This is a genomic window from Curtobacterium sp. UCD-KPL2560 (assembly GCF_001705035.1).
Taxonomy (GTDB): domain Bacteria; phylum Actinomycetota; class Actinomycetes; order Actinomycetales; family Microbacteriaceae; genus Curtobacterium.
Genome location: NZ_MCIG01000028.1, coordinates 23,164 through 34,842, shown reverse-complemented (window position 1 = coordinate 34,842; position 11,679 = coordinate 23,164). Strand labels below are relative to the sequence as shown.

Genomic DNA, 11,679 nt, shown 5'->3' with positions numbered 1-11,679 from the left:
GTCGCCGGATCGGCGGGGTGTGGTGGGGGTCACGAGGCGTGAAGGTACGCCGTGGCGGGCACCCCGGGACGGCTCGGCGGCTGCCGGTCCGCACAGGCACCGGCGTCCGGGTCGGGCCCGGGACACCACCCCGGGTCAGGCGTGGTGCAGTTCGACCGATCCGTCGAGCCGGCCGGGGCGCTCGAGCCGCGCGTGCTGCAGCACCGTCCGGTCCCGTCCGACCGCCGCGGCGACGATCGACAGGGTCGCGACGTGCCCGTCGGGCTCCACGGCGTCGCGGAGGATCGCGTCAGGGTCGTCGGAGGGCAGCGCCGCGGACTCGGCGAGCAGCCCGAACCAGCCGCTCCACCCGTCACCGGCGTCGGCTCCGGCGTCGGCGGTGCGGAGCTCGTCGAACGGGCCGATGACCGGCGGGCCGTCCGGGGCAGCGGCCTCGCGGAAGGCGCTGAGCCAACGCCCGATGCGCGGAGCCGCGGGGTCGTCGGCGGCGCCGTGCGTGACCATGTGCACGCCGGGTCCGAGGTCGGTCGTGGTCACGGTCGTGCCGTCCCAGGTGACGACCTCGACGCCGTCGGCCGTGGCACGCACGAGGTTGAACGCGCGGGTCGTGGGCAGCACGCCGTCCGCACCGGGGAGGACCCCGTCGACGGCGTCGAGCGGCACGACCCCGCGGGTGGTCCAGGTCCCGTCCGCGCTCGGCACGGGCTCGGCGCGGTTCAGGACGACCGCGAGTCCTGCCCGGTCCGACGCGGCGAGCCAGGCTCCACCGGCGGAGCGGTCCCGCACGCCGCGGACGGTCGGGTCGCGGTCGGGCCACCATGCGGCCGGCGGGTCCCACGGACGCTCGGGCGACTCGTCGCGCAGGGCGAGCACGGTGACGGGCCACTCGGCCGCGGGGTCGACGCGGACGACGACGGTGCACATGGGTCCGATCCTCGCACGGGCGGCCGGGTAGCGTGACCGACGTGGAAGCCGCAGCTGCTCGCCGTCTGTCCGTCGTGGTGGGGATCACGGGCGGGATCGCCGCCTACAAGGCCGTCGGGGTCGTCCGTGACCTCGTGAAGCGCGGGCACGACGTGCACGTCGTCCCGACCGAGGGCGCACTGCGCTTCGTCGGGCTGCCGACACTCGAGGCCCTGAGCCGGAACCCGGTCACGACGAGCGTCTGGGACGACGTGGCCGAGGTCCGGCACGTGGCGCTCGGTCGCCGTGCCGACCTCGTGGTGGTCGCCCCCGCGACCGCCGACGCCCTCGCCCGGATGGCGGCGGGCCTCGCGGGCGACCTGCTCGGCACGACGCTGCTCGCGACCGAGGCCCCGGTCGTCGTGGCGCCGGCGATGCACCCGCAGATGTGGGAGCACCCCGCCACCCGGGCGAACCTGCGGACGCTCCGCGAGCGGGGCGTGCACGTCGTCGGCCCGGTCGTCGGCGCGCTCACCGGGGACGACGCGGGGATCGGCCGCATGTCCGAGCCCGAGGACATCGTCGCGGCGGCGCTCGCGGTGCTCGACCGCGCCCCGACCGGCCACCTGTCGGACGCGGGCGGGACCGACGGACGCGGGACGAGCCTCCCGGGCGACCAGCGGACCACCGCGGGCGGGACCGACGGACGCGGGACGGGCCTCCCGGCCGACCAGCGGACCAGCGCGGGCACCGCGACCCGGGCGGCCACCGCGCCACCCACCGGCACCACCGCCCGCGGCGAGCAGGGCGACCTCGCGGGCGTCCGTGTCGTCGTGAGCGCGGGCGGCACGCGCGAGCCCGTCGACCCGGTGCGCTTCGTGGGCAACCGCTCGAGCGGCCGGCAGGGCCTGGCGATCGCGGTGGACGCCGCCCGACGCGGCGCGACCGTGACCGTGGTCGCCGCGAACGTCGACGCCTCGCTGACCGCGGGACTCAACGCGACCGTCGTGCCGGTGGGCTCCGCCGTCGAGCTCGCCGAGGCCGTGCACGCAGCGGCGGCCGACGCCGACGTCGTCGTGATGACCGCCGCGGTCGCCGACTACCGGCCGACCGAGGTGCGCACCGAGAAACTCAAGAAGGACGAGCAGGGCGACACCATGACCCTCGAGCTCGTCCGGAACCCCGACGTGCTCGCCGAGCTCGTCGCGGCACGCCGGACCGGCCAGGTGATCGTGGGCTTCGCCGCCGAGACCGAGCCGGACCGCGACGCCCGGATCGCACTCGGCCGGGCGAAGATCGCGCGGAAGCCGGCCGACCTGCTCGTCGTGAACCACGTCAGCTGGTCGGCGGGCTTCGAGCGGGAGGAGAACGCGATCGAGGTGCTCGTCCCCGGCGGCGCCGTCGTGCAGGAGACCGCGGGCAGCAAGGCCGAGGTCGCGGCGGCCGTGCTGGACCTGGTGGCGACCGCGCTGGCCTGACCGGCCGAGCCCGACCGACCGCGCGACGTGCCGCGAACCTGGACCGCGGATCCCTGGTGCGGGCACGATGGACCCATGCGACGACGTGAACGAACCCGACGCGCGGACCGCACCGCGGCGGCCCTCGCGGTCCTGCTCGGCGGTGCCGGCGTGACCCACTTCCTGCGCCCCCGCACCTACGACCGGATCGTCCCGGACGGCCTCCCGCCCCGGACGACCACGCTGGCCTCGGGCCTGGCCGAGCTCGTCGTCGCGGTGGGCCTCGCGGTCCCGGCGACCCGCCGCCCCTCGGGCTGGGCGGCCGCGGCCCTGTTCCTCGCGGTCTTCCCGGCGAACGTGACGATGGCGCGCGACCTGCTCGACAGCCCGCGGTCGACGCGCGCCTCGCGGCTCGTGTCGGTGCTCCGCCTCCCGCTCCAGGCCCCGCTCGTCGCGTGGGCCGCCCGCGTCGGCCGGCACGCCTCGAAGCGGTGACCGACACCCGGGCGTCCGCACCGCTGCGCCACCGTCCGGTGACGGTGCACGCCTGGGAGGACGTCGTCTTCGCGCACTGGCGCCGCGAGCCCGCACAGCTCGCCCGGCTGCTGCCGCCGGGGACGCGTCCCGACGTGGTCGACGGCAGCGCCTGGGTCGGCCTGTCGGCGTACGTGTTCCGGGAGACGAGCGTCCCGCCGTTCCCGCCCTCGCGTCGACTCGGGTCGATGACGGAGGTCACGATCGAGGTGCTCACGGTGGACGACCGCGGCCGGCGCGGGGTGGTCCACCGGACCGTCGACACGTCGAACGTCCCGGCGATCGTCGCCGCGCACGCGCTGCTCGGCGTGCCGTACACGTTCGCGCACACGCGCGCCCGACGTCGCGGGGACACCGTCGAGCACCGGTCCGTCCGCCACCCGGCCCGCGCCGCGCACCCGCTGCGGTGGGCGGGACGCGCGCTCGGGTCGCGGCTGGCCGGTCCGGGTGGGTCCGGAGACGCCGGCTCCGGGGCCCGTCCCGCCTGGTCCGGGCTGCGGGCCACGACCGGACGGTCGGGAGGCGCGCCCCGCCCCCGCCACGACGCCACCGTGCGCGTCGTGGCCGGTGCGGTCGTCGAGGACCCGCTGGCCGTCGAGCTCACCGACCGTGCCGGCATCCACGCCCGGCTGCTGTCGAGGACGCTGTTCTGGCAGCGGCAGCACGCACCCCTGACCGTCCGCTCGGCCGTCCTGGAGCGGCTCGAGGGCGACCTCCCCGCAGCCGTCGGCCTGCCGGGCCTGTTCGACCGGGACCCGGACTCGCTGCTCGTCGTGGACGCGACCACCGTCCGGTACGCGTGGGGGGACGTGGTCCGGTGAGCGCCGACGACGGTACGCCGGACCGCACGTCCGAGCACGCGACCGACCGATCGCTCGACCGGTTCGTCCACGCGCAGGAGGGCGTGCACGACCAGGCCCTGCAGGAGCTGCGCGCGGGCCGGAAGCGCTCGCACTGGATGTGGTTCGTGTTCCCGCAGCTCGCCGGCCTCGGACGGAGCGCCACCGCCCAGCACTACGCGGTCCGGGACCTGCGCGAGGCGCGTGCGTACCTCGCCCACCCGGTGCTCGGTCCGCGGCTGCGCGAGGCCGCCGCGGTGGCCGCCGCTGCGCCCGCACGCAGCGCCGACGACCTGTTCGGCGGCGTCGACGCGATGAAGGCCCGGTCCTCGATGACCCTGTTCGCCCGGGCCGCCGACGACCCGGCACCGTTCCGCGCCGTGCTCGACCGCTGGTACCGCGGCTCCGAGGACCCGGTCACGCTCCGCCTGCTCGGCCCCTCCGACTGACCCCCGGCGGGCAGCCGTCCGCCGGTGGTACATCAGGTACGGTGTCCCTGCACACCGCGCGCGGTCGCGGGGTGCAGCCCGACCGCTCCCGAGAACCGAGGACACCGCATGCCGGTCCCCAGCAGCACCCCCACCGAGCACCAGCTCCTGCGCGACACCGTCCGTCTGAAGATCCACGCCGCGATCATGGACGGCACGCTCGAGCCGGGCGAGCGCCTCAACGACGAGGAGCTCATCGCCTGGCTCGGCGTCTCCCGCACCCCGATCCGCGAGGCGCTCAGCCAGCTCGCCCGTGCCGGCCTCATCGAGATGGCACCGAACCGGTACACCCGCGTCACGACCCCCAAGCCGGAGGAGGTCGTCGAGGCGATGCAGACCCTCGGCGTGCTGTTCGGCGGGGTGGTCCGGCTCGCCGTGCCACGTCTGACCGCCGCCCAGCGCCGCAGGATCACGGCGAAGCTCGACCGCACGATCACCGAGCTCGAGGCGCACGACGTCGTGGCGGTCAACCGCGACGCCCTCGACGTCTTCACGCTGTACGTCGACGCCTGCGGCAACGAGAACCTGCAGCGCGTGTGCCGCGACACGATGGACGGCCTGGCCTTCCGGCTGCGCCTGCCGAACCTCGACGAACTGGTCGACTGGGACGCCATGACCGAGGACTTCCGCCGCCTCCGGGCCGCGACCGAGGCGGGCGACAACATCGCCGCGGAGCTCGCGACCGAGGCGATCCACCTGCTCCCGGGCGAGAAACGCTGAACGTCCCTGAACACCCGCACAGGAACGCGCCCGCCCCGACCCGTCGGGGTGGGCGCGTCCCGTCCGCAGGGCCACCAGCGGGGCGCTCGGTCACACGTTCCGGGCGACCGGTAGCATCACCGGCGACGTGGTCGAGCAGTCCGACCGCCCGACCCCGAACGACCCGGAGCCCCGCATGAGCCACCGCCAGCCGGACCGCACCGAGATCGCCGCGCGCCTGGCCGCCGCGGTCGGCCGGATCAACCGTCGTGCCCGCACCGACTCCGCTGCGCTCGGCTACGGCCTGGTGTCCGCGCTCGCGTCGATCCAGCGGCACGGACCCCTGCGCCCGGGCGACCTGTCGCGGATCGAGGTCGTCACGAAGCCCACCATGACGCGGATCCTCACCGAGCTCGAACAGCGGGGGTTCATCGAGCGCGAGGCCGACCCGAGCGACGGCCGCGCCTTCATGGTGAGTATCACCGCAGCGGGCGCCGCAGCCGTCGAGGAGGCCCGCTCGACCCGGACCGGGATCGTCGCCGACCTCATCGCCGAGCTCGCCCCGGAGGACGTCGCCGCGATCGCCGGCGCCCTCGATGCCCTCGAGCGCGTGGCGCAGGGCGAGCGCGTCCAGGAAGCTCCCACCTCGGACCGCTGATCGGACCGTTACCGAACCGTTATCGGGGGGGTGGACGGACGGTTCTGCCAGCCTCCCTGGACGACCCGCCCAGGCTGACGCGTCATCGTTCTGGCTTCGCCCGAGCGGGTGGCTCCCCCAGGCCGCCTGCGTGGCGGACGGACGGGCCCCACACCACCGTCCGGTCCTCCCCCGGCTCGCGGCTCCCCCACGACGCCGTCCTCGTGACGGCACCGGCGCGCTCCCCCCACCCCGCGCGCCGCACCGGGGGTCCGCACGAGCAGCCGGCCGACCACCGGATCCGATGACACGACGCACCACCCCCACCGACCCGAGCACGATCCCCGCCAGCAGCACGACCCCCGCGACCACGCGACGCCAGGCACTCGACACCCCGAGCCGGCGCCTCCGCCGCGCGATCCGCAGCCGTTCCACGCTCGTCGTGGGCGGTGCCGCGACGCTCGCGATCGTCGGCGGCGTCGCGACCCTCGGCACCCAGCCCGCCATCGGCGACGCGATCGGGCTGCCGAGCCCGTCCGCCTCGGCGAGCAGCGCGCCGGCCCTCCGCGGCGTCGCGCTCGACAAGGCACAGGCCGCAGCGACGATCTCGACCGCCCAGACCGTGCTCGCCGACGCGAACGAGAAGACCGACACCGCCGCGCTGCAACGCCAGGTCGCGGCACTGTCGGACTACCGGTCGATGTCGAGCGGCGCGATCACGTCGCGCATCGCCTCGACGGTCGACGCCACGACCCAGGTCGCCGACGCGAGCGCCGTCCAGGACAAGGCCGACGCCGACCAGCAGGCAGCGGCAGCCGCGGCCGCACAGGCAGCCGCCGAGCAGGCGGCAGCCGAGGCCGAAGCCGCCCGTCAGCAGGCCGCCGCGAACACCGTCGCCGGTGCGAAGGCCACCGCCACGTCGCTGGCCGCGTCGAAGTACGGCTGGGGCTCCGCGCAGTTCCGCTGCCTCGACAACCTCTGGACCAAGGAGTCCGGGTGGAACTACCGCGCGGTGAACCCGAACGGTGGCGCGACCGGGATCCCGCAGGCGCTCCCCGGCTCGAAGATGGCCACCGTCGCGGCCGACTGGCAGACGAACGCCACGACGCAGATCACGTGGGGCCTGCAGTACATCAGCGCCGCGTACGGCACGCCGTGTGCCGCGTGGGCGCACTCGCAGGCGAACGACTTCTACTGATCGGACGCACACGACGACGGCCCCGGGCTCCGGCCCGGGGCCGTCGTCGTGTCCGGGGGCGGTGACGGACGGGAGGCGCGGGACGGGCCCGGCGGCACTCCTCGCGTCCGCAGGGTGGTCGGCGACCGGAGGCGCGGGGCGGGCCGGTGACGCGCCTCCCGTCCGCCACGTCGTGTCGTGGGGGCCGCGCGGTCAGCCGACGCGGGCGATGCGGACGTCCACGCGGCTGAGCGTGACGCCGCGCGCGGTCGCCACGTCGAGGGCCGCGCGGTGCGCGGCGCGCGCGGTGGCGGGCGCCGGTGCGGACCCGTCGGTGCCGATCACGACGCGCAGGACGTCGTCGTCGAGGACGACGCGGGACACCGCGGTGCCCGTGGCGAGGTTGCGCGCCGAGGCGAGCGCACTGCCGACGGTCGGACGGGCGCGGTACAGGTCGGCCACGCCGGGGACCGCGAGGACGGCGTCCTCGATCGCGGCGGCGGTCTCGTCGTCCATGCTCAGGCTCCGTCCTCGTCGTGGGTGGGTTCGTGGTCGGGGGTGGGCTCGTGGTCGTCGTCGGGCAGCGCCGGCAGGAGGTCGCGGACACGGACGTCGACGGCCTCCACCACCAGGTCGGTCTGCTCGGCCAGCACCGCCGCGACGGCCGACCGGACCCGGTCTGCGGCGTCGTGGATGGGCGAACCCGCCCGGACCGCGAGCTCCACGGTCACGCGGACCGGGGCACCGAGGCGGACGACGTCGCCGTCCAAGGAGCACCGGGCGATGACGACCCCGGGGACGACGTCGCCCGCGGAGCGCACGAGGGAGCGGATCGCACCCTCGGTCATCACGGGGCGTTCGGTCGGCGACTCCGCGCGGAGCGGGACGTCGCGGCCGGCGCGGGCCTCGAGCGAGATGTTCGCCAGCACGCCGCCGATCCACGACTCGTCGGCGGGGGGCTCCTGGGCGGCCGCGGCCTCGAGCGAGCCGAGCGACGACTGCCGGAGCCGGATGATCGCGGCGAGGGCGTTCTGGCACGCGGCGGAGTCGTCGATCGACGGGTCGGCCGGCTGCATGCCCGCGTCGAGGTAGTCGGCGAGCTCGTCGATGGAGTGACCGTCCAGGTCCTCGGGCTCGAGCGCGTCGAGGCGGAGGTCGTCGGGGTGCGTGTCCGCGGCGCTGGTGGTACCGGAGCGCGGGTCGGCAGCGGACGCGTCGGCGGCACCCGTGCCGTCGGGGCGCAGGTCGGCGCCGAGCTCGTCGTCGTGCGGGGTCATCGCCATGCCTCCATGAGACGGATCATGTTCTTCCGGGCCCGCGAGAGCAGACCGCGGACGGTCGACACCGGCAGGTCGAGCTCCTCGGCGATGTCCTCGTAGCGGTACTCGAGCACTTCCTTCATCAGCCAGCACCGCCGCTGCTGCTCGGGCAGTTCGGCGAGCGCCGTCTCCAGCGCCTCCTCGCGCGAGCGGGCCTCGGCGACACGGTCCGGGGCGTCGTCGCGGGGTGCGGCGACCTCGAGCTCGGTGACGTCGTCGTGGTCCCGGCGGGCACGGATGCGGTCGATGCACTTCCGGCTGAGGATGCGCATGAGCCACGACTTGACCTTCGCGCCGTCCTCGAGCGCGTCGAGACGCCCCCACGCGGTGATGAAGGTCTCCTGCACGACGTCGTCGAGCTCGTCGGTGGAGCCGAGCGTGCGTCGGGCGTAGGCGCGGAGCAGCGGGGTGTACCGCCGGATGAGGACCTCGAAGGCCCGCACGTCGCCGTCGGACGACCGACCGGCGAGGACGGCGTCGTCGAGGTCGACGAGGGACTGGTGGGGCACGGATTCCTTCTACTGGTCACTGGTGTGGGAACACTGGGTGGGTGGGGACGACCCGGAACGGACCCGCGGGGCGGGACGCGAGGGAGCGGACGCGGGCCTGGGCGAGGTGGTGCACGGTGCCGGTCCGGGGGCCGTGCGGGCGCGCGTGCGGCTGTCGGGTCGGGACGGTGTCGGTCATGGTCTGGCCTCCTCGCCGGGGTGTCGGTCGGGCGGTCCGTCGGGCCGGGGGCCGGTCCGTCGGACGGTCACGGGTGTGACGGACCGGGGCGGGCGGTCGTCACGCGGCTGCGCGGAACGGCCGCGTCGGTGCGCTGTCGGGCTCGACGGTGGTCGTCCGGGGCGCTGTCGGTCTCGACGGGGATCCGGCGGTGCGCCAGGATCGAGGGGTGTCCTCCGTCACCGCCGTCTGCCGCGTCCACCAGCTGCTCCGCGACTCGGGCACGATCGGGATCACCGCGATCGACAAACGGCCGGTCGACGGTGCCGTGCGGATCCGACCCCTCGGCCTGCACGCCGACGTCCAGGCCGACCGGAAGCACCACGGCGGCGAGGACCAGGCCGTGTACGCCTACGCCGACGAGGACGCTGCGTACTTCGCCGAGCTGCTCGGCCGGGAGGTCCCGCCCGGGCTGTTCGGCGAGAACCTGCGGACGAGCGGCGTCGACGTCACCGGCGCGGTCACGGGCGAACGCTGGCGGATCGGGGAGACCCTCGAGCTCGAGGTCACCATCCCGCGCACCCCGTGCGGCACCTTCGCGCGGCGGATGCGCCTGGACGGGTGGGTGAAGCGGTTCGCGGCGGAGAACCGCCCCGGCGCGTACCTGCGGGTGGTCCGGTCCGGGTCCGTGCGCGCCGGCGACCCCGTGGTCGTGACGCACCGCCCCGCGCACGGCGTGACGATCGGGCAGATCGGCGCCGGGCTGACCCCGGACCAGGCCCGGGCCGTGCTCGCGGAGGGTGACCGCTTGGCACCGAAGGTCGTGCGGGACGTGTCGAAGGTCCTCGCGCGCGGTCGCGTCGAGGCCTAGCGGGGTCCCCGGTCGGCACCGGGTCCCGAGGCGTCCCCACGCCGGGTCGGGTCGAGGGGTCGGCGCGCCCGAGGCAGCCCGGCGACGACGAGCTCCCACGAGTTCGCGACGAGGTCTTCGACCATCGTCTCGTGCATGCCGTCGCCGGGGGCGAGCGTGATCCAGTGCCGCTTCGACATGTGCCAGCCGGGCGTGACCTCGGCGTGGTCGCGGACCAGTGCGGCTCCGTGGGCGGGCGCGCACTTGAGGTTCACGATCGGGGTGCCGCGCACCTCGGTGACCATCGCGAACATCTTGCCGACGACCTTGTACACCAGGGCGTCCGGTCCGAACGGCTGCGTCTCCTCGACCGCGGGCAGTGCCGTCGCGGTCCGGATCGCCACCTCGTGCAGTGCCTCGCCGTCCATGCGCCCAGCATGCCGCACGCCTCCGACGCGGCGTCGACGTCCGACGCGGTGCCCACCCTGGCCGCGGGTCCTGCTCGCGCGGGCAGCCGACACGGCGGAGCGTGCGCTAGAGCGGCGGGACGCCCTCGTGCCCGGAACGGGGGCGCGCGGTGCCGGCGACCCCGGTGACGACCGAACCCGGCGGGACGTCCTTCGTGACGACGGTGTTCGCGCCGACGACGGAGTCGGCCCCGATCGTGATCGCACCGATGAGGGACGACCCCGCGCCGAGCACCACGCGGTCCCCCACGACCGGGTGCCGACGGGCGCCCGGTCCGTGGTCGCCGCCCCGGCCGCCGAGGGTCACCCCGTGGAAGACGACGACGTCGTCGCCGACCACCGCGGTCTCGCCGATGACCACGCCCATGCCGTGGTCGATGAAGCACCGGCGACCGATCCGCGCGCCGGGGTGGATCTCGATGCCGGTCACCGACCGTGCCACCTGGCCGAGCACGCGCGCGGCGAACCGGGAGCCGGGCAGCCCCCGGGCGTTCCACAGCCGGTGCGTCAACCGGTACGTCCACACGGCGTGCAGGCCGGAGTAGACCACCGCGTTCTCCAGGTCGCCCCGGGCAGCGGGGTCACCGCGACGCGCTGCGGCCAGGTCCTCGCGGACCGTCCGCAGCACGCCGCGACGGACGGCTCGCGTCACGCAGTGAGCCCCTCGAACAGCGGCGTCGACAGGTAGCGCTCACCGGTGTCGCAGACGATCGCGACGACGCGCTTGCCGACGTTCTCGGGCCGTGCGGCCACCGTGACGGCGGCGTGGATGATCGCACCCGACGAGATCCCCGCGAGGATCCCCTCCTCGGTGCCGAGCGCACGGGCCACGCGGAGGGCGTCGTCGAGCTCGACGTCGAACACCTCGTCGATGACGTCGCGGTCGAGGACCTCGGGGACGAAGTTCGCGCCGATGCCCTGGATCTTGTGCGGCCCGGCCTTGCCCTCGGTCAGGAGCGGGGAGTCCTTCGGCTCGACGGCGACGATCTGCACGCCGGGCACGCGCTCCTTGAGTACCTGGCCGACGCCCGTGATGGTGCCGCCGGTGCCGACGCCGGCGACGAACACGTCGACGTGCCCCTCGGTGTCGCGGAGGATCTCCTCGGCCGTGGTCTTCCGGTGGATCGCCGCGTTCGCCGAGGTCTCGAACTGGTGCGCGAGGATCGCCCCGGGGGTCTCCTCGACGATCTGCTCCGCACGGGCGACCGCGCCCTTCATGCCCTCGGGGCCGGGGGTCAGGACGATCTCGGCACCGAACGCGCGGATGAGCGCGCGACGCTCGACGCTCATGGTCTCGGGCATCGTGATGACGACGCGGTAGCCGCGGGCCGCGCCGACGAGGGCGAGCGCGATGCCGGTGTTGCCCGAGGAGCCCTCGACGATCGTGCCGCCGGCCGTGAGGGCGCCGGACTCCTCGGCCGCGTCGATGATCGCGACGCCGAGGCGGTCCTTCACGCTCGACCCGGGGTTGTAGAACTCGAGCTTCGCGAGGACCTCGGCGCCGCCCTGCTGCGGGATGCGGTTCAGGCGCACCAGCGGGGTGTTCCCGAACGCCTGCGAGATGTCGTCGTAGATCGTGCCGCTCATCCGGTCCGTCCTCCTCGGGTCGTGTCGCGCCGCCGTCCTGGAGGCGCGGGTCGGGT

General features: G+C 75.2%; 16 protein-coding genes. 8 read left to right on the top strand and 8 right to left on the bottom strand.

Features of this window, described 5'->3' with window-relative positions:
* Nucleotides 1–135: 135 nt before the first annotated feature.
* On the bottom strand, nt 136–924 hold the full coding sequence (locus BEP24_RS08600; protein WP_065962355.1) for an NRDE family protein: 789 nt from the start codon (nt 922–924) through the stop codon (nt 136–138).
* 65 nt (nt 925–989) lie between these two features.
* Here BEP24_RS08600 and BEP24_RS08595 point away from each other — a divergent pair, with 65 nt between their 5' ends.
* From BEP24_RS08595 to BEP24_RS08565, 7 genes are all read left to right on the top strand, one after another.
* Entirely contained in the window at nt 990–2,381 is a 1,392-nt protein-coding gene (locus tag BEP24_RS08595) for a bifunctional phosphopantothenoylcysteine decarboxylase/phosphopantothenate synthase (protein ID WP_065962375.1), read from the top strand.
* A 75-nt stretch (nt 2,382–2,456) separates the two neighbouring features.
* Nucleotides 2,457–2,855: a hypothetical protein gene (locus tag BEP24_RS08590; RefSeq protein WP_065962353.1), complete on the top strand. Its 399-nt coding sequence runs from the start codon at nt 2,457–2,459 to the stop codon at nt 2,853–2,855.
* Nucleotides 2,852–3,715: a DUF2071 domain-containing protein gene (locus tag BEP24_RS08585; RefSeq protein ID WP_171898765.1), complete on the top strand. Its 864-nt coding sequence runs from the start codon at nt 2,852–2,854 to the stop codon at nt 3,713–3,715. Before BEP24_RS08590 ends, BEP24_RS08585 begins: the two co-directional genes overlap by 4 nt.
* Entirely contained in the window at nt 3,712–4,182 is a 471-nt protein-coding gene (locus tag BEP24_RS08580) for a DUF1810 domain-containing protein (RefSeq protein WP_083230230.1), read from the top strand. The genes BEP24_RS08585 and BEP24_RS08580 overlap by 4 nt, the downstream gene beginning before the upstream one ends.
* A gap of 108 nt (nt 4,183–4,290) precedes the next feature.
* Entirely contained in the window at nt 4,291–4,941 is a 651-nt protein-coding gene (locus tag BEP24_RS08575; protein WP_065962349.1) for a GntR family transcriptional regulator, read from the top strand.
* 127 nt (nt 4,942–5,068) lie between these two features.
* Nucleotides 5,069–5,578, top strand: a complete 510-nt coding sequence (locus BEP24_RS08570; protein ID WP_253181640.1) for a MarR family transcriptional regulator — start codon at nt 5,069–5,071, stop codon at nt 5,576–5,578.
* A 283-nt stretch (nt 5,579–5,861) separates the two neighbouring features.
* Nucleotides 5,862–6,755: a hypothetical protein gene (locus BEP24_RS08565; protein WP_083230229.1), complete on the top strand. Its 894-nt coding sequence runs from the start codon at nt 5,862–5,864 to the stop codon at nt 6,753–6,755.
* Between the two features lie 192 nt (nt 6,756–6,947).
* Here BEP24_RS08565 and BEP24_RS08560 read toward each other — a convergent pair whose 3' ends face one another.
* From BEP24_RS08560 to BEP24_RS17515, 4 genes are read right to left on the bottom strand one after another with little or no spacing between them, the layout of a single operon-like run.
* The gene (locus tag BEP24_RS08560; RefSeq protein WP_065962348.1) at nt 6,948–7,250 is read right to left on the bottom strand and encodes a hypothetical protein; all 303 of its coding nucleotides are present in this window, start codon (nt 7,248–7,250) and stop codon (nt 6,948–6,950) included.
* Between the two features lie 2 nt (nt 7,251–7,252).
* Nucleotides 7,253–8,017 (bottom strand): Asp23/Gls24 family envelope stress response protein, encoded by a 765-nt coding sequence (locus BEP24_RS08555; RefSeq protein ID WP_065962346.1) that lies wholly within the window; start codon nt 8,015–8,017, stop codon nt 7,253–7,255.
* The gene (locus BEP24_RS08550; protein ID WP_065962345.1) at nt 8,008–8,562 is read right to left on the bottom strand and encodes a sigma-70 family RNA polymerase sigma factor; all 555 of its coding nucleotides are present in this window, start codon (nt 8,560–8,562) and stop codon (nt 8,008–8,010) included. Before BEP24_RS08550 ends, BEP24_RS08555 begins: the two co-directional genes overlap by 10 nt.
* Before the next feature lie 16 nt (nt 8,563–8,578).
* A complete protein-coding gene (locus BEP24_RS17515) occupies nt 8,579–8,740 on the bottom strand; it encodes a hypothetical protein (protein WP_171898764.1) in 162 nt (53 codons plus the stop codon).
* Between the two features lie 208 nt (nt 8,741–8,948).
* On the opposite strand from BEP24_RS17515, the gene BEP24_RS08545 reads away from it, so the two are divergent.
* Nucleotides 8,949–9,590, top strand: coding sequence for an MOSC domain-containing protein (locus BEP24_RS08545; RefSeq protein WP_083230228.1), 642 nt, complete (start codon nt 8,949–8,951; stop codon nt 9,588–9,590).
* On the opposite strand, the gene BEP24_RS08540 is transcribed toward BEP24_RS08545, so the two are convergent.
* The 3 genes from BEP24_RS08540 to cysK all read right to left on the bottom strand — a co-directional run bounded on the left by BEP24_RS08540 (nt 9,587) and on the right by cysK (nt 11,623).
* A complete protein-coding gene (locus BEP24_RS08540; protein WP_065962344.1) occupies nt 9,587–9,997 on the bottom strand; it encodes an MmcQ/YjbR family DNA-binding protein in 411 nt (136 codons plus the stop codon). The two genes, BEP24_RS08545 and BEP24_RS08540, sit on opposite strands and share 4 nt — an antisense overlap.
* Before the next feature lie 106 nt (nt 9,998–10,103).
* Nucleotides 10,104–10,688, bottom strand: a complete 585-nt coding sequence (epsC, locus tag BEP24_RS08535) for a serine O-acetyltransferase EpsC (protein WP_253181639.1) — start codon at nt 10,686–10,688, stop codon at nt 10,104–10,106.
* Entirely contained in the window at nt 10,685–11,623 is a 939-nt protein-coding gene (gene cysK, locus BEP24_RS08530) for a cysteine synthase A (protein ID WP_065962343.1), read from the bottom strand. The genes epsC and cysK overlap by 4 nt, the downstream gene beginning before the upstream one ends.
* Nucleotides 11,624–11,679 lie beyond the last annotated feature (56 nt).

What these genes read in the sequence shown, in the direction of transcription:
- BEP24_RS08540 (WP_065962344.1), bottom strand. Translation starts at nt 9,997, where the DNA reads ATGGACGGCGAGGCACTGCACGAGGTGGCGATCCGGACCGCGACGGCA.
- BEP24_RS08575 (WP_065962349.1), top strand. Translation starts at nt 4,291, where the DNA reads ATGCCGGTCCCCAGCAGCACCCCCACCGAGCACCAGCTCCTGCGCGAC.
- BEP24_RS17515 (WP_171898764.1), bottom strand. Translation starts at nt 8,740, where the DNA reads ATGACCGACACCGTCCCGACCCGACAGCCGCACGCGCGCCCGCACGGC.
- cysK (WP_065962343.1), bottom strand. Translation starts at nt 11,623, where the DNA reads ATGAGCGGCACGATCTACGACGACATCTCGCAGGCGTTCGGGAACACC.
- BEP24_RS08590 (WP_065962353.1), top strand. Translation starts at nt 2,457, where the DNA reads ATGCGACGACGTGAACGAACCCGACGCGCGGACCGCACCGCGGCGGCC.
- BEP24_RS08560 (WP_065962348.1), bottom strand. Translation starts at nt 7,250, where the DNA reads ATGGACGACGAGACCGCCGCCGCGATCGAGGACGCCGTCCTCGCGGTC.
- BEP24_RS08600 (WP_065962355.1), bottom strand. Translation starts at nt 924, where the DNA reads ATGTGCACCGTCGTCGTCCGCGTCGACCCCGCGGCCGAGTGGCCCGTC.
- BEP24_RS08555 (WP_065962346.1), bottom strand. Translation starts at nt 8,017, where the DNA reads ATGGCGATGACCCCGCACGACGACGAGCTCGGCGCCGACCTGCGCCCC.
- BEP24_RS08565 (WP_083230229.1), top strand. Translation starts at nt 5,862, where the DNA reads ATGACACGACGCACCACCCCCACCGACCCGAGCACGATCCCCGCCAGC.